At 57.7% G+C, this 20,031-nt stretch carries 15 protein-coding genes and 1 tRNA gene; 9 read left to right on the plus strand and 7 right to left on the minus strand.

Annotation, left to right across the window (positions count from 1 at the left end; genetic code table 11):
- Positions 1 to 52: 52 nt before the first annotated feature.
- From N8E88_RS13435 to N8E88_RS13450, 4 genes are all read left to right on the plus strand, one after another.
- Positions 53 to 1,426 (plus strand): glutamate--cysteine ligase, encoded by a 1,374-nt coding sequence (locus tag N8E88_RS13435; RefSeq protein ID WP_262294105.1) that lies wholly within the window; start codon positions 53 to 55, stop codon positions 1,424 to 1,426.
- Between the two features lie 18 nt (positions 1,427 to 1,444).
- Positions 1,445 to 2,188: an SDR family oxidoreductase gene (locus N8E88_RS13440; protein WP_262294106.1), complete on the plus strand. Its 744-nt coding sequence runs from the start codon at positions 1,445 to 1,447 to the stop codon at positions 2,186 to 2,188.
- Between the two features lie 81 nt (positions 2,189 to 2,269).
- Positions 2,270 to 3,211, plus strand: a complete 942-nt coding sequence (locus tag N8E88_RS13445; RefSeq protein ID WP_262294107.1) for a phosphoribosylaminoimidazolesuccinocarboxamide synthase — start codon at positions 2,270 to 2,272, stop codon at positions 3,209 to 3,211.
- Between the two features lie 75 nt (positions 3,212 to 3,286).
- Positions 3,287 to 4,438, plus strand: a complete 1,152-nt coding sequence (locus N8E88_RS13450; protein WP_262294108.1) for a DUF937 domain-containing protein — start codon at positions 3,287 to 3,289, stop codon at positions 4,436 to 4,438.
- Positions 4,439 to 4,562: 124 nt separating this feature from the next.
- Here N8E88_RS13450 and N8E88_RS13455 read toward each other — a convergent pair whose 3' ends face one another.
- Positions 4,563 to 4,850, minus strand: a complete 288-nt coding sequence (locus N8E88_RS13455; protein ID WP_181872324.1) for a DUF1127 domain-containing protein — start codon at positions 4,848 to 4,850, stop codon at positions 4,563 to 4,565.
- Between the two features lie 214 nt (positions 4,851 to 5,064).
- Here N8E88_RS13455 and N8E88_RS13460 point away from each other — a divergent pair, with 214 nt between their 5' ends.
- The gene (locus tag N8E88_RS13460; RefSeq protein ID WP_106715502.1) at positions 5,065 to 6,021 is read left to right on the plus strand and encodes a LysR substrate-binding domain-containing protein; all 957 of its coding nucleotides are present in this window, start codon (positions 5,065 to 5,067) and stop codon (positions 6,019 to 6,021) included.
- Here N8E88_RS13460 and N8E88_RS13465 read toward each other — a convergent pair whose 3' ends face one another.
- Positions 6,022 to 6,612, minus strand: a complete 591-nt coding sequence (locus tag N8E88_RS13465; protein ID WP_410010644.1) for a DUF2585 domain-containing protein — start codon at positions 6,610 to 6,612, stop codon at positions 6,022 to 6,024.
- A gap of 114 nt (positions 6,613 to 6,726) precedes the next feature.
- On the opposite strand from N8E88_RS13465, the gene xseA reads away from it, so the two are divergent.
- Entirely contained in the window at positions 6,727 to 8,310 is a 1,584-nt protein-coding gene (xseA, locus tag N8E88_RS13470) for an exodeoxyribonuclease VII large subunit (RefSeq protein WP_262294109.1), read from the plus strand.
- A 160-nt stretch (positions 8,311 to 8,470) separates the two neighbouring features.
- Here the strand turns inward: xseA and N8E88_RS13475 are convergent, their stop codons facing one another.
- The 3 genes from N8E88_RS13475 to N8E88_RS13485 are packed head-to-tail and all read right to left on the minus strand — an operon-like array spanning position 8,471 to position 11,632.
- A complete protein-coding gene (locus N8E88_RS13475; protein ID WP_262294110.1) occupies positions 8,471 to 9,568 on the minus strand; it encodes an ABC transporter substrate-binding protein in 1,098 nt (365 codons plus the stop codon).
- Positions 9,565 to 10,965, minus strand: a complete 1,401-nt coding sequence (locus N8E88_RS13480; RefSeq protein ID WP_262294111.1) for a sensor histidine kinase — start codon at positions 10,963 to 10,965, stop codon at positions 9,565 to 9,567. The genes N8E88_RS13475 and N8E88_RS13480 overlap by 4 nt, the downstream gene beginning before the upstream one ends.
- Positions 10,955 to 11,632: a response regulator transcription factor gene (locus N8E88_RS13485; RefSeq protein ID WP_262294112.1), complete on the minus strand. Its 678-nt coding sequence runs from the start codon at positions 11,630 to 11,632 to the stop codon at positions 10,955 to 10,957. The genes N8E88_RS13480 and N8E88_RS13485 overlap by 11 nt, the downstream gene beginning before the upstream one ends.
- Positions 11,633 to 12,724: 1,092 nt before the next feature.
- On the opposite strand from N8E88_RS13485, the gene N8E88_RS13490 reads away from it, so the two are divergent.
- Entirely contained in the window at positions 12,725 to 13,765 is a 1,041-nt protein-coding gene (locus N8E88_RS13490; RefSeq protein WP_262294113.1) for an AbrB family protein, read from the plus strand.
- A 30-nt stretch (positions 13,766 to 13,795) separates the two neighbouring features.
- Here the strand turns inward: N8E88_RS13490 and N8E88_RS13495 are convergent.
- A tRNA-His gene (locus N8E88_RS13495) sits at positions 13,796 to 13,872 on the minus strand.
- Between the two features lie 223 nt (positions 13,873 to 14,095).
- On the minus strand, positions 14,096 to 14,551 hold the full coding sequence (locus N8E88_RS13500; RefSeq protein ID WP_209997910.1) for a phasin: 456 nt from the start codon (positions 14,549 to 14,551) through the stop codon (positions 14,096 to 14,098).
- 301 nt (positions 14,552 to 14,852) lie between these two features.
- Here N8E88_RS13500 and N8E88_RS13505 point away from each other — a divergent pair, with 301 nt between their 5' ends.
- Together N8E88_RS13505 and N8E88_RS13510 are read left to right on the plus strand one after the other, a co-directional pair.
- Positions 14,853 to 17,927: a PAS domain S-box protein gene (locus N8E88_RS13505; RefSeq protein WP_262294114.1), complete on the plus strand. Its 3,075-nt coding sequence runs from the start codon at positions 14,853 to 14,855 to the stop codon at positions 17,925 to 17,927.
- Positions 17,928 to 18,062: 135 nt separating this feature from the next.
- Positions 18,063 to 19,943: an AsmA family protein gene (locus tag N8E88_RS13510; RefSeq protein WP_262294115.1), complete on the plus strand. Its 1,881-nt coding sequence runs from the start codon at positions 18,063 to 18,065 to the stop codon at positions 19,941 to 19,943.
- Positions 19,944 to 20,031 lie beyond the last annotated feature (88 nt).

Genomic DNA, 20,031 nt, shown 5'->3' on the forward strand with positions numbered 1-20,031 from the left:
CGAAAACGGTCAATCACGCGCGACAATCTCATCATCTCGGAAAGCACCATCCATGGCGCGCGATACGACAGACGAAACACCGATCTCCGGCACTGAGGAACTGGCTACCTATCTTGCTCAGGGATCGAGACCGGAGTCCGACTGGCGCATCGGCACCGAGCATGAGAAGTTCCCATTTTACACGGAAGACAACAGCCCGGTTCCCTATGAAGGCCCGCGCGGAATTCGTGCGATCCTGGAAGGCATGAAGTCCAAGCTTGGCTGGGAGCCGATCCTCGACGAAGGCAATATCATTGGCCTTGTCGAGCCTACTGGTCAGGGTGCAATCTCGCTGGAGCCGGGCGGACAATTCGAGCTTTCCGGTGCACCGCTTCTCACTATTCATCAGACCTGCCGCGAATCCAACGCACATCTGGCACAGGTGCGCGAAATCGCCGAGCCACTTGGCATTCGCTTCCTTGGTCTTGGCGGCAGTCCCAAATGGACGCTTGCCGAAACGCCGCGCATGCCGAAATCGCGCTACAACATCATGTCCAACTATATGCCGAAAGTTGGCAAGGACGGCCTGAACATGATGTATCGCACCTGCACGATCCAGGTGAATCTCGACTTCTCGTCCGAAACGGATATGCGCCGCAAGATGCAGGTTTCGGTCAAGTTGCAATCCATCGCGACGGCCCTGTTCGCCATGTCGCCTTTCACCGAGGGCAGGCCGAATGGGCTTCTGTCTTGGCGCTCCAACATCTGGCGCGACACGGACAACAATCGCTCGGGCGTTCTGCCGTTCATCTTCAATGAGAATTTCGGCTTTGCCGACTACGTCGAATGGGCACTCGACGTACCCATGTATTTCGTCATGCGTCACGGCCGCTATCATGATTGTACCCACGTGACATTCCGTCAATTCATGAACGGCGCTCTGAAGGATTCCATCCCGGAAGGCACGCCGAACATGGGCGACTGGACAAATCATTTGTCGACCCTGTTTCCGGAAGTGCGACTGAAGCGCTTCCTCGAAATGCGTGGCGCCGATGGCGGACCTTGGCGGCGCATCTGCGCGCTCCCAGCCTTCTGGGTTGGGCTGCTCTACGATGCCGAGGCGTTGGATGCAGCAGAGGCCATGACCTATGACTGGACCTACCCGGAAGTACAGGCGCTGCGCGACGAGGTTCCGGCGAAAGGCCTGCGCGCCATGGTGCGTAATCGGTCGGTGCACGAAATATCACGTGATGTGCTGGCGATTTCGCGTCTCGGCCTGAAGAACCGGGCAAAGCTCAACAGCGAAGGCTTTGACGAGACGCACTATCTCTCGTCGCTGGAGGAAGTTGTTGCGCGTGGAACAACATCGGCCGAGCAGATGCTGTCGCAGTATAATACTGCTTGGGGCAGTTCCGTTGAGCCGGCATTTCTGGAATACGCTTACTAGTCAACTCGAGGATCGGCCATGACCAAAACCATTCTGATTACCGGCGCCAGCCGCGGCATCGGCCGCTCAGCGGCAATTCTTGCAGGTCAGAGGGGTTGGTCGGTGGGCGTCAATTATGTGGGCAATAAAGCCGCTGCCGACGAAGTGGTTGAGGCCATCATTGCAGCGGGCGGCAAGGCAAAAGCCATTCAAGGCGATGTCGCCGTCGAATCCGATGTTATTTCCATGTTCGAACAGGTGGCCGAACTCGGCACTCTTGACGGTGTCGTGGTGAATGCGGGCATTGTTGCTCCTGGCTCGCGACTGATGGATATGGACATCGAGCGTATGCGCCGCATCTTCGACGTGAACGTGCTTGGCGCCTATGTCTGCGCACGCGAGGGCGTGCGCCGCCTCGCCCGTTCACGGGGTGGCAATGGCGGTTCGATCGTTCTCTTGTCCTCTGCGGCCGCTCGGCTCGGCGGACCAGGCGAATATGTCGATTATGCGGGATCGAAAGGTGCCATGGATACGCTGACTATCGGCCTGTCCAAGGAGGTCGGAGCGGAAGGTATCCGCGTCAACGCTATCCGGCCGGGACTGATCGAGACCGATATTCATGCCAGCGGCGGCCAACCGGACCGGGCGCAGCGTCTTGGGGCTACCGCTCCACTCGGTCGTGCTGGTACTGCCGATGAAGTCGGCCAATCCATTGTGTGGCTCTTGAGTGACGAGTCATCCTATGTAACCGGGGCCATCCTTGACGTAACTGGCGGACGTTGAGACAAGCATTACAATTGTGACTCCCGTCGGCCGCCATATGTGTTATGCGGGAGCCATATCATTCGTGCGGATTTCTGAACCATGCCGAAATACAAAGCGCTGTCCGAAGCCTACATTCCAGAATTGCCGAACTACTACAAAGGCAAGGTTAGGGAGAATTACGACCTTGCGGATGGCAGGCGCATCATCATCGCCACGGACCGCATCAGCGCGTTCGACCGCATTCTTGCGTCCATACCACTGAAGGGTCAGGTGCTGACGCAAACGGCGCGCTTCCAGTTTGAACAGACGCAGGATATTTGCCCCAATCACGTCATCGAATATCCAGATCCAAATGTTCTGGTTTGCCGCAAGCTGACCATCCTGCCGGTTGAAATCGTCGTGCGCGGTTACCTTGCCGGAACAACCGGAACGTCGATACTGACGCTCTATAAGGCAGGTAAGCGTGAAATGTACGGCTTCACCCTGCCCGATGGGATGCAGGACAATGAAAAGCTACCAGCGCCGATCATCACGCCGACCTCAAAGGCCTTCGATGGCGGCCACGACGAACCCCTGATTGCTGAGGAAATCCTGAAACAACGGCTTCTCACCAAAGAGCAGTGGGAAACGATTACTGGCTACGCGCTGAAGCTTTTCGCGCGGGGTCAGGAGATCGCCGCAAGCCGCGGTTTGATCCTTGCTGACACGAAATATGAATTCGGCACCGACGATGAAGGTAACATAGTGCTGGCCGATGAAATCCATACACCGGATTCCAGCCGCTATTGGTTTGCCGACAGCTATGCACCCGGCAAGCGGCCGGTCAGTTTCGACAAGGATTTCGTGCGTAACTGGGTCGTGGAACGATGCGATCCCTACAAGGACGATATCCCGGAGATACCGGAAGACGTGATCGACGCGACGACGCAGGTTTATATTCAGGCCTATGAAAAGATCACTGAACGGAAATTTGAGGCCGGTGATCCAGCAGTTGATCCGCTGCAGCGTATTCGCAACAATCTGGCGAAATATTTCCAGTAGTAGAAAAGCATTGAAGTCCAGACTACTACGGCGCTAATCTCCCTTCGCGCATCAGCCCGGAGGAGGATCGGCGCCATGAATCTCGTAGACATGTTTTTGAAGGCACAGGGCGGACAAGCAGTCGATGCCCTTTCAAACCAGTTCAATCTCTCCCAGCAGCAAACCGTTGCCGCCCTTGAGGCATTGATGCCCGCATTTTCCCAGGGTTTGCAGAGAAATGCCGCCGATCCAATGGGCTTTGGCGGCTTCGTTCAAACGCTCTCATCGGGTCGGCAGGTCAATTATTTTGACAATCCCCAAGCAGCTTTTGACCCCATGGGCGTTGCCAACGGCAAGAATGTTCTAGATCAACTCTTCGGGTCGAAAGACCTGTCGCGAGCCGTTGCCGATCATGCTTCGGCAGTCTCCGGAGTTGGGGCGGATACACTAAAACAGATGCTGCCGGTGGTCGCCTCCATGATGATGGGTGGTCTGTACAAGAAATCGACCGGCCAATTTGCTGCGGCCGGACTTGGCGGTGGCAATGTTATCGGCGACCTCATCGAGCAGATGATGCGCCAGAGCGGCGGTCAACCGTCCGCGCCCCAGCAAAGTGCACCTGGCGCAGGCGGCAACCCATGGGGACAGATATTGGAAAGCATGCTCGGTGGAGGTGCATCAGGGCAGCCACAGCCGCAAGGCCAGGGCAATCCGATGGGAAACAATCCGCTTGGCAAAATATTCGAAGAGATGATGAAAGGTGCTGGTGGTGCGGCGCAGCAAGCTCCGGCGCCCCGTGGCAGAGCTCCCCAAGACGCAACGCCTCAGCAGGATACGGCGCAGGGACAAAACCCGTTCGGAGATAACCCGCTGGGGAAAATATTCGAGGAAATGATGAAGGGCGCTGGTCGGCCCGCAGCACAGCAGACACCAACGCCGCGTGGCATGCCTCAGGATAATGCACCTCAAGAGACAGCGCAGGGGCAAAATCCGTTTGGCGACAACCCCCTGGGCCAGATTTTCGGAGAAATATTCGGTGGTGGTGGGCAGCAGCGTCCAGCACCGCAATCGCCCGAACCACAGCCGCAAGCCCAGCAAAGAACGGCGCCTTCCGCCCCTTCGGACAATCCTCTGAAGGACATACTCGGCCAGATGTTCGATACGGGTAAGCAGACGAACGATCAGTATCAGAAAGGTCTGGAATCCATCTTCGACCAGTATAAGCGCGGTATGGATCGATACCGCTGAAGAGCAGGCAAGAAAAAAGCCCGGCCACTTGCATGAGCAGTGTGGGCCGGGCAGGAGGCAGGCGGGACGCCGGGAGGGGATTCCGGCGCGAATGGGCGCCTGCTAAACAGTCAAATCGTCAGCCTCAGATGATCGAGCGGGCGGCGCGAACACGCGACCGCACATCGGCCAATGCGCCCAGTCTTTCGCTCGGATCATCGAGAAGCGAGGTGCCAATCGCAGAATGAAGATCGGCACGGGTGACGCCGATATCATGCAGCATTTCGTCATTCCACTCGCCGAGGCTCATGATCGTTTTGCGATTACGACGTGCGACGATTACTTGCCTGACAAAGTTGGCAGCCTGCGACGCAAAGGTTGCGATCGTGCGGGTGAAACCGTTTACTTCAGTCATTCTCGTTGTCGTCGTCATCGCCGTTACTCCTTTTGAAGGGCGATCAAGAAAGTTAAACCGCGCGAAAACCATTTTCCGCGCACCACGCCGCGTTATCCCTCGAACCACTCGTAGGACACCGACGCTTCCTGAACATTTGCAGAATGATGCATAATAATTGATTATTCAAACGAATGTTTTTAATGTAAACCTTCAATAATAATGATGGATCAGCCATTCCGGGAACATTGCCATGAACGCACCACTTGATCTCGACCAGTTGCAGACATTCACGGCTATCGCCGACCTGGGCAGTTTTACAAGAGCTGCCGACAAGGTGAACAAGACACAATCCGCCGTGTCCATGCAGATGCGCCGGCTGGAGGAGCGCGTTTCAAAATCGCTTTTCGAGCGCGATGGCCGCACCAATCGACTGACGGAAGATGGCGAACGCCTGCTGGCCTATGCACGGCGGATGCTGCAGCTTAACAATGAAACCATTGCAGCTTTTGATGATACGCAGCTGCAGGGACACATTCGCATCGGCACTCCAGACGATTATGCCGACAGGTTTCTGCCGGAAATCATGGCTCGATTTTCCCGTTCCAATCCCCGCGTCGAGCTATCAGTCGTCTGCGAGCCCACCGTCAACCTCGACGAGATGATCCGCAAGGGTCAACTCGATATTGCGCTCGTAACGCAGTGCGACGAGCAGCGGCGCTCAGAAGTTGTGCGTAGCGAACAGCTGCTTTGGGTTACCTCAGCCCACCATAATGTGCATGAAGAACAAGTACTTCCGCTGGCAGTCGGTCGCCCGACCTGTATCTGGCGCGCTGCCGCGGTGGATGTTCTGGACAGCATGCACCATGACTACCGCATTCTCTTTACAAGCTGGTCGGCTACCGTCCTGGCGGCGGCCGTGCTGGCGGGCCTTGCTGTCTCGATCCTGCCCGAGTGCGCCTTGCGTCCGGGAATGCGCGTTCTGACGGAGGCCGACGGTTTTGGCCGCTTGCCGGAATTCGGCATCGGCATCATGCGCGGCCACACCAAGCCCTCCGCGATTGTCGATGCGCTGGCACAGCACATTGTCGAAAGTCTCGACAATCTGTCGATGCCCTCTCCCGTCAGCGTGAGCCAAGCTTCGGCGCCGATCATGGCCAATCAGCGTCTCCGGCAAGTCCGTGCAGCGGAGCTCGTCCCTGGCTGGTGATCACATTCCCCCTTGCCATGCCTTCACTGCGTCCAGGGGATAGAGCAACATGACGATGTTCAGGGTTAGGTTGTCGCGTATGACCCAGCCAGCCAGCAGCTCGAAGAAGATCGCCAGCATGATCGTCAGCCAGAGAGGAGCTCTGGCTGCGAAGAAGAAGCCTAGTACCATGAACAATATGTCGCTGACGGAATTCAGGACACTGTCGCCGACATAGCCCAGCGCGATCGTGGCTTCGCGGTAGCGATTGATGACCATGTCGGTGTTTTCAAAAATCTCCCAGGCCGCCTCGACCACGATAGCCATCAGCAGGCGCTGGCCGAGGGGCAATTTACGGGCGACAATCCAGAAAATAGCATAGAACAGGAAGCCATGGATAATGTGCGAGAGCGTGTACCAATCGGCGATATGCTGTGAATTATCTGGTGAATTCGTCTCGCCAACCCACAACTTTATTGTGCCGCAAGTACATATCGGGTTGCGGCCCATCCACAGCAGGATCGCTGCAGCGGCAGCAATCATGAGCGCCCCTATCGGAAGATAATGACGTAATTTCCAACCCTTGGAAGTAGCGCCAATATCTGCTGGCATGTGGATTCCCCTTTTTCCAACTCTTGCGGATAGGCGAAATTCCTGAGGCTTGCAATGGTGCAATCGAGGATTGCCGAGACTTGACCCTGACGGCAGGGGGACTAGGAATAGCGCATGAGCGAAAAGCCCGAATCTGCATCGAATGTTGCCGAATATACTGTCTCTGAAATCTCCGGCGCGTTGAAGCGCACGGTCGAGGACACTTTCGGGCACGTAAGGGTTCGCGGCGAGATTTCGGGCTATCGCGGCCCGCATTCGTCTGGCCATGCCTACTTCTCGCTGAAAGACGACAAGGCACGTATAGAGGCGGTCATCTGGCGGAGCGCCATGAGCCGGCTGCGTTTCCAGCCCGAAGAGGGCATGGAGGTCATCGCTACGGGCAAATTGACGACTTATCCGGGCTCGTCCAAATACCAGATCGTCATCGAGCAGATGGAACCTGCCGGCGCCGGCGCGCTGATGGCACTGTTGGAGGAACGCAAGCGCAAGCTTGGTGCGGAGGGACTTTTCGATCCCGCAGCAAAGCGACGACTGCCCTTCATGCCGCGCATTATCGGCGTTGTCACATCGCCGACCGGCGCTGTAATCCGCGACATCATCCACCGCATCACCGACCGTTTCCCGCTGCATGTTCTGGTCTGGCCGGTACGGGTGCAGGGCGAGACTTCTGGCGCTGAAGTCGCCAATGCGATCAATGGTTTCAATGGGTTAGAGCGAGGCGGCGTTCTTCCTCGTCCCGATGTCCTGATCGTAGCACGTGGCGGTGGCAGCCTTGAAGACCTTTGGGGATTCAACGATGAAGCCGTCGTGCGCGCCGTCGCCGCATCGCAAATTCCCATCATTTCTGCCGTCGGTCACGAGACCGACTGGACGCTGATCGACCTTGCCGCGGACGTTCGCGCACCGACGCCAACTGGTGCTGCGGAGATGGCTGTGCCGGTCAAGGCAGACCTTAAGGCACAGGTCGCGATGCTTGGCGCCCGGCTCGCTTCCGGCATGTCGCGCTATCTCGACCGCCGTCGTCAGGCGCAGCGGGCGCTTGCCCGTGCCCTGCCCTCGGCGGACCAGTTGCTTGCACTTCCACGCCGGCATTTCGATGAAACCGCAGGCCGTTTGGGCCGTGCCTTACAGGCGAATACGCAGAAGAAACGCGGCGAGTTCGACGGCTGCGCCAGGCAATTAGCGCCGCGGCTCCTTGAACAGAAAATTCGCGAAAAGCGGATTGAAATCAAGCGTTTGGACAGTCAGCTGCCGCGTTGTCTTGCAGCTTTTCTGCACCAGCGGCGCGCGGTTTTTGACCGGCAAGCCGCACGGCTTTCGATTGAACCTGCCGCACGGTTGGCACAAAGAGACCGCCAGGATCTGCAACAGCTGGACCGGCGTCAGATCCAGGCCGTCAATCTGCTGATCGACGGCGCCAAACGGCGCAGCGGCGAACTCGAGCGCCTGCTGAAAACCCTGTCATATCAAGGGGTTCTGGAACGTGGCTTCGCGGTTGTCCTTGACCAATCAGGCACGCCCATCAAGCGAGCGGGGGCTATTGCAAGCGGCGATGACCTTACCCTCAAGTTCCAGGACGGTGACGTACAAGCTGTCGCGAAAGATGGTGAAGAACGTCGATCGCAGCCGAAAACAGAGCGTCCCGCTCCTGCCAAAAAGCCCCCTACTCCGGCTGGTTCACAGGGCTCGCTCTTTTAGTACTTCGCGTCGCCACAACCATTTTTCTCGCCAGAGTTGAAAATTTCGTTCCGGATTCGATGATTCATGCGTCAGGAATCGGGTCTTCTTATGTGAGAATTGAATATTCTTGCAGAGAAACTGTCCCGGTATTGCGATCCGCCATTCAAAATCAGGTTTTCTATTCGCGCATCCACGCAGGACTGTTCAATTCAATCAAGGATTGCGACCAATCCTCGATGAAACGTTGGCGTTGTGCCCTGTCCTGCACCGCGAGCAGAGCCGGGCCGATGCGGATCGGCTGGGCAACGCCGGACTCTTTCAAATTTTGCGGACCATCGACGCCGGGGGGCAGTTCACCACTTTCCGTGAAATAGAACGCATTGGTTCGCGCCACCGATTGGCCACGCTCTGACAGGAGATAATCAAGGAACCGTGCGCCGAGATCTGCTCGCTGTGCACCTTTCGGGATAAGCGCACCACGGCTCAAGACGAGCGTATAATCGCGCGGCACCACCACGCCCAATTCCGGGTGACGCTGGGCGGCGTCGTAGGCATAGGAACCGAGCAGATTGTAACCGATGTAGAGATTGCCCTTGGCGACCTCTTCCAGGATTTCGCCGGTGCAGCAACGGGCCACAGCGGACGCACGCGCCATGCTTTCCAGCAGGCGGCCGAAGACGGTCGTCGTTTGCCGCGCATCATTGAAGGCGAGAAGATAACCGATCCCGGACAGGCGAATATCATAGGTGCCGACACGGCCGCGATAATAGTCGAGCCGCTCCCGTAAAAGGTCGGCGAGTTCGACATGGGTACGTGGAACTTCGGCCGGTGGCACCTTGCTCCTGTTATAGACGAAAACCGCCGGCTCATAGGTAAAACCGAAGACCTCGTCACGCCAATTGGCCCACTCTGCGACGCGAAGGGTTTCGGGCGACGTATGCGCCGCGGCGCAGCCGTCATTGGCGAGCTTGAGCAATTGGTCGACCGATGACGACAAGAGCAGATCGCCGAGCGGTTCCTGCTTGCGGCAGGCCTCGCTGGCCAAGGCATTCAGCTCGTTGGTCAGATATTCGTTGTAGTCAACCGACACATCCGGCGACGATTTCTGAAAATCCTCGATCAGCGGTTTTATCGCGACCAGGTCTGTCGTCGAGTAGATCGTCAGCGTGCCTGCGCCCGGCTGGACCGCTGGAAACAGCGTTTTGTTGTTCTCAGCAGCCAACGCTTGTGCGGCGGTGAAACCAGCCACCAAGAGCGCGAAACTCACCCGGATCATTTCGCCTCTCCCTTGAACAGCGGCACGGTCAGAACCACGGTAAAGCCTTTTTCATCGCGGGCGCGGAAGCTCAAGGTGCCACCATGGGCATTTGCCACTTCCTGGGCAATGGCGAAGCCAAGACCTGAGCTGCCTTCATGCGATTTCGACGTGGCAAAGCGCTGCGTCGCCTTCTCCCAGCTTTCCGGCGGGATGCCGGGACCATCATCCTCAACCTCGACAAAGGCTTGCGTGTCGCTGGCGCGTACCCGCACCTCCAGCCGCTGATCAGTGCCGTGCCGCAAAGCGTTGTCGATGACGTTGACAATAGCTTCGCGCAGGCTGACTGCGTCGCCGAGCACGAAGGGCCGGTCATCCGGCGCTTCGAAAGAAATGACGATATCGGGATCGACCGTGACCGGAACGGCGACCCGATAGGCGCGCCTTGCCACATCGACAAGACTGATCGGCTCCAGCTGAACAGAATCGGCGCGATGAATCACCATCGCGTGGCTGAGCAACTGGTTGGTCAGCCGCGAGAGTTCGCTTGTCCTTTCCTTGACCCGATTGAAATGCTGGCGGCCCGCCTTGTCGAGTTTGCCGGCCCCCAGAAGATCGATCTGCGCCGTCAGCGCAGTCAGCGGCGTGCGTATCTGATGTGCGGCATCGGCAATAAAACGCTGCAACAGATCGACGCGTTCATTGAGCCTTCCCATGAAATGGTTGATCGAACCGACAAAGGGATCAAGCTCACGCGGCACGTCGACTGTAACCGGCGTCAGATCATGCGGATCGCGGCCACGAACCTCCGTCCCCAACCGTTCCACCGGCTGCAGCGCATAGCGGATCGCCAGCATGGCACCAGCGAAAGCCAACAGACTCATAATGAAGACGAGGATCGTCGCGCGCAATGTAAGCTCGCGGGTCAACGCCAATCGCGCCTCATTCGTCTGGGCTACGATGACATAGGCACGACCAGAGACTGCAGGATCGGCAAGGACCCGCGTCGCATGGGCGATGCGCACAGGCTCACCCTTGTATACGCCCTCTTCCACGCTCAGGGGATCTTGCGCGCGCTCCAGTGGTGTCGGTGTTTTGAGATCGTCATACCCGGTCAGGGTCTGGCCATGCGTATCGATGACGCGGTAGAAAATCCGGTCGCGATCAGCCAGGCCGAGCAGCTCGAACGCAGAGGTCGGCAGACGAGCGGTCAGTACACCATCCTCGACCGAAAGACTTTCCGCCATCTGGAACGCCGCGCCAACGAGCAGGCGATCATAGGCCTTGTTCGCCGCAGTCTCGGCATAGTACCAGGCGGCAGTAACGAGTAACGCAGCGCCAATGAAAAGGACAAACGAAATGCGCCGGGCGAGACGCCCGAACAGAGACGCGCCGTGCTGCAGGGCTTCAGGGCGCATCGCCAGCTACCAGCTGATAACCGAGCCCCCGTACGGTGACGATATGCGCTTTCGCACCCTCCAGTTTCTTGCGCAAACGGCCTATATAAAGTTCGATCGCATTGGCATTCGCTGCTTCATCGAAACCGAAGATCTGATCGAGCAATTCGTCTTTGCTGAAGACGCGACCCGGCCGGGCCACGAGAACTTCGAGCAGGGTCAGCTCACGCCGCTTCAACTGTACTTCGCGCTTGCCGACGTGAACGGATCGCGTTCCGCGATCGACGGCAATATCACCGCATTTGATCAGGTTGGTCGCCTCGCCGCCCGTGTGGCGGCGCATCAGGACGCGTGCCCGCGCCTCCAATTCGCGGAAGTCAAACGGCTTTACCAGATAGTCGTCCGCCCCAAGATCAAGCGCTCCAACCCGGTCGTCGATTTCAGACCGGGCGGTCAGGACAAGGACGGGAACCGCATTGCCGGATTTGCGGATGCGTTTGAGGATTTCAAAGCCATCCATGCCCGGCAACATGACATCGAGAATGATCAGCGCATATTCGGTGAAATCGATGATATCGGCTGCATCCCGCCCATTGGTTTCCCAGTCGACGGCATGCCCTGTCGCCTCGAAACGCCTGGCGATTGCCTCCCCCACATCATGCGTGTCTTCTACGAGCAATATGCGCATGGCGTTTCATTCGCATGAAACATCAAGGGCCGCAAACAGTAAAAAATCGGCACAGTGTGAGCCGTTCATACAACTGCGCAACCGCCTAACAGCGAAACGTTTCAACCGGGCGTTCGTGGCGCCGTTGCCTCAACCAAGCGATGAAGTGAGAGCATTTCAGTTTGGAGGCAGAAGCAGTCGCACCGAGCCAGCCGGTGCGTCGAAGGCGATTGGCCACTTCGACCGCGGCAACGGCCTTGCTTCCAACTTGGAGGTAAAGCGATGTGGTGCAAACCATATAGCGTTACCCTCGTCATAAAAAGAACCCGGACAGGCTGGTCAATGTCTTTCCGGGTTCACTTTATGAAATGAGGAATGGGGGCGGACGTAAGTCTGTCCCCGCTCCAAGCTCCAACATAACAGTTCCGCGGATTTTTCCAAGTTTCAAATGCCCTGTGTTTCTGGCTCTTTCGCTGAACGCTGAAGGACAACCGTGCAACCGATTGTTTGCAAAGCGTTTCAACTTGGCGTTCGTTGCCTTGGCTCGTGAAGCAAGCGATGAACTGAGAGCATTCAGTTTGGAGGCAGAAGCAGTCTGCACCGAGCCAGCCGGTGCATCGAAGGCGATTGGCCACTTCGACCGCGGCAACGGCCTTGCTTCCAACTTGGAGGTAAAGCGATGTGGTGCAAACCATATAGCGTTACCCTCGTCATAAAAAGAACCCGGACAGGCTGGCAAGTCTCGTTCCGGGTTCATTTTATGAAATGAGGAATGGGGGCGGACGAAAGTCTGTCCCCGCTCCAAGCTCCAACATAACAGTTCCGCGGATTTTTCCAAGTTTCAAATACGCTAAACAGGGGTGGACGGCGCGCAACAGAAGATTATCCTGCGGCCAACTTTGTTTGAGGCTGGTGGGACATTGGGGCGATGATAGTTAGTGATGCTTTTCCAGATGGCTTCCACAATGGCGAAAAGCTCCGCTCATGTATGCCGCTTCGACAACGTCCTCTCAAATATTATACGCAGTGGCTCTCCCGACTCTCCAACGGTTCCCGATGATCGTTCCGAAGTGGATGAGCCGATACTTGCGTGGAGGACTGAGCAGCCGCAGCATGGGGTTGCAATGGGCGATTCTGCTCGGATTGTCGGTCCTGTTCTTCCTGCTTCTGCATGCGACGCATCTGCCGGCGGCACTTCTGCTTGGGCCGATGGCTGCAGCCATTGCCGTTGCGGCAGGGGGCGGTTCGATCCGCCTGCCGATGCGTCCCTTCATTCTCGCTCAAGGCGTGATCGGCTGCCTGATCGCGCTCAGTATTCGGCCCGCAGCGCTTGCCGAGATGCTGCACGACTGGCCCCTCTTTCTGGTGGTGATCGGCTCCGTTCTTCTGGCAAGCAACGCGCTCGGCTGGTTGCTGACACGCTGGCAGGTCCTGCCCGGTACGACCGCCATCTGGGGCTCATCTCCCGGTGCAGCTTCGGCGATGACGCTGATGGCCGAGGCCTTTGGTGCGGACATCCGCCTGGTGGCATTCATGCAATATCTACGCGTGGTCTTTGTGGCTATCGTCGCCTCGGCCGTATCCAGCATATGGGTCACAGGACCAGTGGCTCCGGTGCCAGAAATCGTCTGGTTCCCGGCCATTCCCTGGCTTGGTCTTGCACAAACCTTGATACTCATAGGGCTTGGAAGTTCGCTCGCCGTGCGACTGCGCATCCCCGCCGGGCCGCTTCTGGTACCGCTTGTCGTGGGTGTGGTCCTGCAGAACACAGGTATGATGGAGATCGTCTTGCCGCCCTGGCTACTTGCCGCGAGCTATGCGCTCGTCGGCTGGAATATTGGCTCGCGCTTCACACGACCCATCCTTGTTCATGCGGCGCGTGCCCTGCCCCGCGTCGTCGCCTCTATCGTGACCTTGATTGCTATCTGCGGAGGAATTGCCGCCATGCTCGTATGGGTGGCGGACGTCGACCCGCTGACGGCTTATCTGGCGACCAGTCCCGGCGGCGCCGATTCCGTTGCGATCATTGCGGCGTCCAGCGATGTCGACGTGGCCTTCGTCATGGCAATGCAAACATCGCGGTTCATCATCGTGCTTTTGACGGGCCCTGCGATTGCCCGTTTCATCGCAAAGCGAACAGGCCATGGAAGCTAGAGCAAATTGGACGGGATGATTATTGAAAAATGGTACGGACGGGTGGGCTCGAACCACCGACCTCAGGAGCCACAATCCTGCGCTCTAACCAACTGAGCTACGACCGCATACCGTCATATTTTTGACAGGCGTCACATACGAAGGATTGACGCTTTTTGCAAGTGTTCGATGCAACAAAGACAGCCAGAAACTAAAAAAAGAAAAAGGCCGGGGGAGGATCCGGCCTTTTTCCATCAACGCAAGACCAGGCGGGAGGAGCCATGAAGTCTTGCTTCCCCTACGGCCGGGAGGAGGAGTGCCGTCGGGGTATTTCTTCCGTCAAGTTGCTGATTAAGCGACCTTGACGTCCTTGATTGCCTTCTCGACAGCCGACTTGACCGGTGCGGAGATTTCTTCAACGGCCTTCGAAGCAACAGCCTGGAGTTCCTTGGCCTGACCGGAGATGGCTTCAGCCTGCTTGCGAACGAATGCGCTCTGCAGTTCGATCACTTCGCCAAAGGACTTCACGCCGATCAGCGCTTCGATGTGAGCGAAGCCGGCTTCGGTGTTGGCACGGAATGCAGCCAATGCCTTGAGCGAAAGAGCGGCGCCATTCGACTGAGCAGTTTCAAAAGTGGTTTCAAGCGTCTTCTGGGCAGCTTCGGCCTGATCCTTGATCTTGGCATAAGCTTCCTTGGACTGAGCAACGCCCTTTTCGGTGAATTCGCGAACCTGGTCGGTTACAGCGGTTGCATCGAAGGTAGGGATCGAGAACGCATCGGCAGTCTGTTTGGTGGTCTTGCTCATAACAGGTTCCTTCCTTGGTGCAGATGGTCGTTCGCCTCTGCAGCTGATTTGATAACTTCTATATAATCCAAAATATGGTGCGTTGCAACATTTATTTTGCAGTGCACAATCGTGTACCTGTTTCTAAATCGAAATTATTATGTGGACGGTTGTATTGCTGCGATGGAAGTTAACTAAACCAAGAGAAAGACATGTAAGATAGAGGGCTGCGAGTGGACGAGTGACGGCTGGATCATTATTAACAAAGTCTTAAGAACATCGCGAGGATGCGACTGTTCGATCGGAGCATGCTGGTCAACATATGGCGTCTGGAACTTATCCATTCATCGACATCGCCGTTCGCGACGAGATCCGCGAGCACTTTGCCAATGGCGATGCGCTCGTCGTGATATCGCAGGATCTGCAGAACGTTATCTGGGCAAATGGCCAGGGTGCGTCGATGCTTGGCTATGCGTCGATCGACGAGATACTCGGTGGCGGAGCAGTGCTCGGCATACAGGCACGGCGGCAGCTCATGGCGCTGGATGGCTTCCCGGCCATCGGTCATGGACGCACGGTTTCGTTGCGCGTTGCCTTCGGGCTTTCCAGCCGCATCCTGACATTCCAGGCGAGCGATCTGACACTGCCGCGCGGCGAACAGGCCATTCTTCTCTCCATGGCCAATGCTGATCGGGCAAGCTCAGGGAAGCAGGTCGCCGCATTGGCAATCAAGGGCTTTGGCGACCGGACAACGCATGCGGCGATGATCGACGCCAATGGCGGCGTGATCGCCGCATCGCAGCAGTTTGCCAGGCTCGAATTCAACGACAAGATCCTCGGCGATCTCGTACGCGAGGTGCGGCTCGAGCGCGACCGCCTGGTAAAGCGCCCGGTACAGACGGCGAAGGGCGCCATACCCGCCGGCATTGCGAGACTGACGGACAGCCCCGCAATGCATTTGTTGTTCGCGATCGAGCCGGAGATTGTAAACAGGCAGGCAAGCGAGCTTGACGACCCGCAGCACGAACTTGCCGTTGTGCCCGACGCGCCCATTGCCGATGCGCAGGTTGTGGATCAGACAGCGGCAGAGCCCCAGACTTCTCTTGCGCTTGAGCCATCATTCAAGGACTCGAAGACACCTTCGGGCGTATTCCAATACGTACCGTCCGAGACGCCGGTGCGCTTTGTCTGGAAGGTCGATGCACAGGCGAATTTCAGCGAGATATCACCGGAGTTCTCCACCGCTGTCGGACCGCAATCGGCATCGATCATCGGCAGACCTTTCCGGCACGTGGCGGCGAGCCATGGGTTCGACGACAATGAGGAAATCGCCGCGCTTCTCGAGCGCCGCGATACTTGGTCGGGACGGACGGTGCTATGGCCTATCGAAGGCACCGACCTGCGCGTGCCGATCGAGCTTGCTGCGCTGCCGATCTATTCGCGTGACCGGGTGTTCCTGGGTTTCAGGGGATTTGGCGTGGCCCGCATGGGTGATGTCACAGCCGATCCGAAAGGCGCCGGCAAGATATTGAACGACGTACGGACAGAGATGCAGAGTGCTGCCGTAGACGTTTTCAACGGGGAAAAACCCGCGCTGGAAATCACGCCGGAGACAACAGACAATATCATTCCGCTCAAGACGCAACGGCTCTCACGCGACGACGGACGGCTCAACGATGCCGAACGCAATGCTTTTCGCGAAATTGCCGAAAGGCTGCGCCGTGAAGTGCTGGGTGATGGCCCGAAGAGCAGTAGCGATGCAGAGCCCCTACCTGCTGCACCTCCGGCTTCAACGATGAAGCCCAAGGTTCCGGATGCGGAAGTGGTCGGTCCGGGCTATGCCGTTGCGGAAAGCGATAACAAGGACGAACTCGCCCGGCCCGAGGATTTTGCTGTCGACATTCGTGAACAGGCACGGCAGGGCGTCGATACGTCCATTCTTGCCGCCCTGCCCTTACCGGTGCTGATCCACCGTCACGGCCAGATACTATATGCAAATCCCGCGCTGCTGGAGAAGATATTGTATGCGTCTGCCGAAGCGATCAACGATGCGGGCGGCTTGAGCATCCTCTTCGCCGATGAAGCTGGCGATAGCGGCGATGACGACGAAGCCGGCATGAACCTGCGGCGCAGCGATGGTTCGGTGATGCGGGTGCAGGCGCATCTGCAGGCGGTCCGCTGGGACGAAGCAACCGAGAATGGCGAGCGCGCGCTGCTGCTTGCATTGTCGCCGCAAACCCCGGCTGCCGATCATTTCGAGGTGAGCGAACGACAACTCCTGCAGACGCGCATCGATGAGCTCAACGCTATTCTCGATACGGCGACGGACGGCGTGATCCTGCTCGATTCCGCCGGTTCAATTCGCTCCGTCAACCATTCCGCCGCTGCGCTCTTTGGCTACGAGCCGGAGGAGTTGACCGGTAAAGCCTTCTCCATGCTCTTCGCCATCGAAAGCCAGCGCGCGGCGATGGATTATCTGAACAGTCTTTCAGAAAATGGCGTCGCCAGTCTGCTCAATGACGGGCGCGAGGTGATCGGCCGTGAAGCGCAAGGCCGCTTCATCCCCCTGTTCATGACCATCGGTAAACTGGACGCCTCCAAGGGATACTGTGTTGTCCTGCGCGACATCACCCACTGGAAGCGCGCCGAAGAAGAGCTCACCAGCGCCCGCCGTGAGGCTGAGCGCACGTCGGCCCAGAAGAGCGAATTTCTGGCGCGCATCAGCCATGAAATCCGCACACCGCTCAATGCCATCATCGGCTTCTCCGAATTGATGGCGGACGAGAAGTTCGGCCCTATCGGCAGCGAACGCTACCGCGACTATCTGAACGATATCAGTCGCTCCGGCAATCATGTCCTGTCGCTGGTCAACGACCTTCTCGATATCTCGAAGATCGAAGCCGGCGCCGTCGAGATGGATTTCGAGGCGGTTTCGCTCAACGAAGCGCTGACGGAAGCCGTTGCGATCATGCAGCCACAGGCGAACCGCGAGCGTGTCATCATCCGCTCCAGCCTGACATCACGGCTGCCCGACATTGTCGCAGACCATCGTTCGATCACCCAGATCGCGTTGAACCTCTTGTCAAATGCGATCCGATTTACGGGGCCGGGTGGACAGGTTATCGTTTCCACGAGCTATGAGGCGAGCGGCGATGTGCTTTTGCGCGTGCGGGACACCGGCATCGGCATGACACGGCAGGAGGTCGAGCAGGCGCTGCGGCCCTACAAGCAGATCACGACGCCCAAGCATTCCCGCAGCGATGGTACCGGCCTTGGCTTGCCGTTGACCAAGGCAATGGCTGAAGCAAACCGCGCCAATTTCACGATCGACTCCAATCCGGGTCGCGGGACAATGGTCGAGATAACATTTCCTTCGACGCGCGTGCTCGCTGAGTAGACATCCACCGATCTAACAAATTGACCGCAAACGAGCTATACCGGCTTGAATTGCCCCGCATGATCGCTAAACCGTGGAAGGCAATGCAAAAATCCTTACAGCAGGCAGCTGGAAGGATTGAAATCGGAAACGCTCATGTCCTGGTACAGGCCAAGGAACCTTCTCGCAACGATCTTGATGTTGGCTCTCGTCGCCGTGGGAGTTCTGGCGGCCCTGCCCTACCTCGTCAGTACGGATCTGATTCGGGCGAGGCTTATCCAGGAAATCAGCAACTGGACCGGCTATAGCGTCGAGTCCCGTCAGACGCCACAGATATCCTTCTTTCCCGTTTTCACCGCTTCGCTAGGCGATATCACCATTCGCAACCCGTGGCAGAGTGAAGGGGCACCCTTCATGCAAGCTGAGAGGATAGAAGTCGACCTGTCGCTTCTTTCCGCGCTACTGGGCAATATCGAATTTACTGAAACCAAAATCGTGCGGCCAAGATTTGTCATCGACGAACCGATCAAAAGCCTTTCCGAGATCGGCGAGGCCCTTGCCAAGAGTGATGGCCGGATCGGCGATGTCGTCCGGGAAGCGCGCGCTGCTGTTGAAGCCAATCCCGCCAAACCGGATATGAGCACCGTATCGTCGCAGCCGTTCGGGCGTGTGCGGCTGGAAGACGCGACGGTCACCTTCAAGCGGCCAATCAACGGCGCCGAAGAACAGATATCGAGCATCAGCGGCGTTTTTGACTGGCCGCAGACCTCGGGCGTTGCGAGTTTCCAGGGCAAAGCCATCTGGCACGGCGAAGAAACGGAAATCGACAGTTCGGCCACGCGGGCGTTGTTGCTTCTGGCTGGCGGCACCAGCCCTCTGCAGGTCAATCTCAGCTCGACACCCTTGACGCTGTCATTCAACGGTTCGGCCAATGTCTCCAAGGATCAGTTCTTCGAAGGAACGCTGTCGCTAACCTCGCCATCCCTGAGACGCACGCTCGAATGGTCGAGAATGGCGACTATTCCGGGCGCGCCGATCGGCAGCTTCGCAATAGATGCATCCGTCTCCGGTTCCGCTACGCGCATGAAACTGGACGGATTGACGGCAACGCTGAACGACAATCCCGCGAAGGGTATCATCGAAGTCGTGCTTAATCAGGGAACACCCAGCATCACCGGCACGCTTGCCTTCGAAGCGCTCGACATTCATTCGGTGTTTTCAGGTTTCATGCCCTTGCCGGATGGTTCCGCGGATTCCGACACGGTTATCGACAGTGGTTTTCTGAAGCAGCTCAATCTTGACCTGCGCGTATCCACACAAAAAGCAACGATCGGGACGATCGATCTCTCGAAGGTCGCCGCGACGGCACAAATCCGCAATGGTCGCGCCATGTTCGACATCGGCGAGGCCTCGGCGTTCGATGGTTCGGTTGCTGCAAGTTTCCAGCTTGCCGATGAGGGGGATGGCGCAACGACCGGCGAATTGCGCCTCAACGGCACAGATGTGAACAGTGCTTCGATCGCCTCCTTGCTTGGATTTGGCGATCGCTTCCAACTTGGCAAGGGAACGATGTCCCTTGTCTTGAAGGGTCCGATATCGCGTTGGTCAACAGCACTCGGCAATGCCAAGGGAACGCTGTCCATGCGCTTCGGCAGTGGGCAGATCCGTAGCCTGGACTTCAACGGCCTCCTGAGCAAGGCCAAGACGGACCGCTTCTTCAGCCTCAACGAGAAGACAGATGCCTGGCTGGCCTTCGACAAGTTCGAGGCCAAGGCGAATATCATGGATGGAGTGGCGGCTCTGGAGACGGCGCAAATCCAGACCAAGTCGGGCACTCTGAATTTTGCCGGTATCGTGACGCTGATCGGTAAAAGTCTGGCGCTCACAGGTGACTTCGCGGCCCGCGTTCCCGCTCCGGCACCGGCAGCAGGCGCTGCGCCGGACGTACCCAAGCCGGAGCCGACGGTCAATCACACGCGCTTTTTCATAGGCGGTTCCTGGGACAATCCGTTTATCTCACCAATCATTTCCCAGTAGACGAAAGTCGTCAGGGGGCCGCTCTTGGAAACTCGCGAGAAGATGTTATAGTCTTGGGGCAGAGGATGAGCTTTCGCCCACCCTCCGT

The sequence above is a fragment of the Phyllobacterium zundukense genome, from assembly GCF_025452195.1.
Taxonomy (GTDB): domain Bacteria; phylum Pseudomonadota; class Alphaproteobacteria; order Rhizobiales; family Rhizobiaceae; genus Phyllobacterium; species Phyllobacterium zundukense_A.

Coding starts and splice junctions, on each gene's coding strand:
- N8E88_RS13505 (WP_262294114.1), top strand. CDS start 14,853: ATGGCGTCTGGAACTTATCCATTCATCGACATCGCCGTTCGCGACGAG.
- N8E88_RS13465 (WP_410010644.1), bottom strand. CDS start 6,612: ATGCCAGCAGATATTGGCGCTACTTCCAAGGGTTGGAAATTACGTCAT.
- N8E88_RS13440 (WP_262294106.1), top strand. CDS start 1,445: ATGACCAAAACCATTCTGATTACCGGCGCCAGCCGCGGCATCGGCCGC.
- N8E88_RS13485 (WP_262294112.1), bottom strand. CDS start 11,632: ATGCGCATATTGCTCGTAGAAGACACGCATGATGTGGGGGAGGCAATC.
- N8E88_RS13500 (WP_209997910.1), bottom strand. CDS start 14,551: ATGAGCAAGACCACCAAACAGACTGCCGATGCGTTCTCGATCCCTACC.
- N8E88_RS13480 (WP_262294111.1), bottom strand. CDS start 10,965: ATGCGCCCTGAAGCCCTGCAGCACGGCGCGTCTCTGTTCGGGCGTCTC.
- N8E88_RS13475 (WP_262294110.1), bottom strand. CDS start 9,568: ATGATCCGGGTGAGTTTCGCGCTCTTGGTGGCTGGTTTCACCGCCGCA.
- N8E88_RS13510 (WP_262294115.1), top strand. CDS start 18,063: ATGTCCTGGTACAGGCCAAGGAACCTTCTCGCAACGATCTTGATGTTG.
- N8E88_RS13435 (WP_262294105.1), top strand. CDS start 53: ATGGCGCGCGATACGACAGACGAAACACCGATCTCCGGCACTGAGGAA.
- xseA (WP_262294109.1), top strand. CDS start 6,727: ATGAGCGAAAAGCCCGAATCTGCATCGAATGTTGCCGAATATACTGTC.
- N8E88_RS13490 (WP_262294113.1), top strand. CDS start 12,725: ATGGGGTTGCAATGGGCGATTCTGCTCGGATTGTCGGTCCTGTTCTTC.
- N8E88_RS13450 (WP_262294108.1), top strand. CDS start 3,287: ATGAATCTCGTAGACATGTTTTTGAAGGCACAGGGCGGACAAGCAGTC.
- N8E88_RS13445 (WP_262294107.1), top strand. CDS start 2,270: ATGCCGAAATACAAAGCGCTGTCCGAAGCCTACATTCCAGAATTGCCG.
- N8E88_RS13460 (WP_106715502.1), top strand. CDS start 5,065: ATGAACGCACCACTTGATCTCGACCAGTTGCAGACATTCACGGCTATC.
- N8E88_RS13455 (WP_181872324.1), bottom strand. CDS start 4,850: ATGACGACGACAACGAGAATGACTGAAGTAAACGGTTTCACCCGCACG.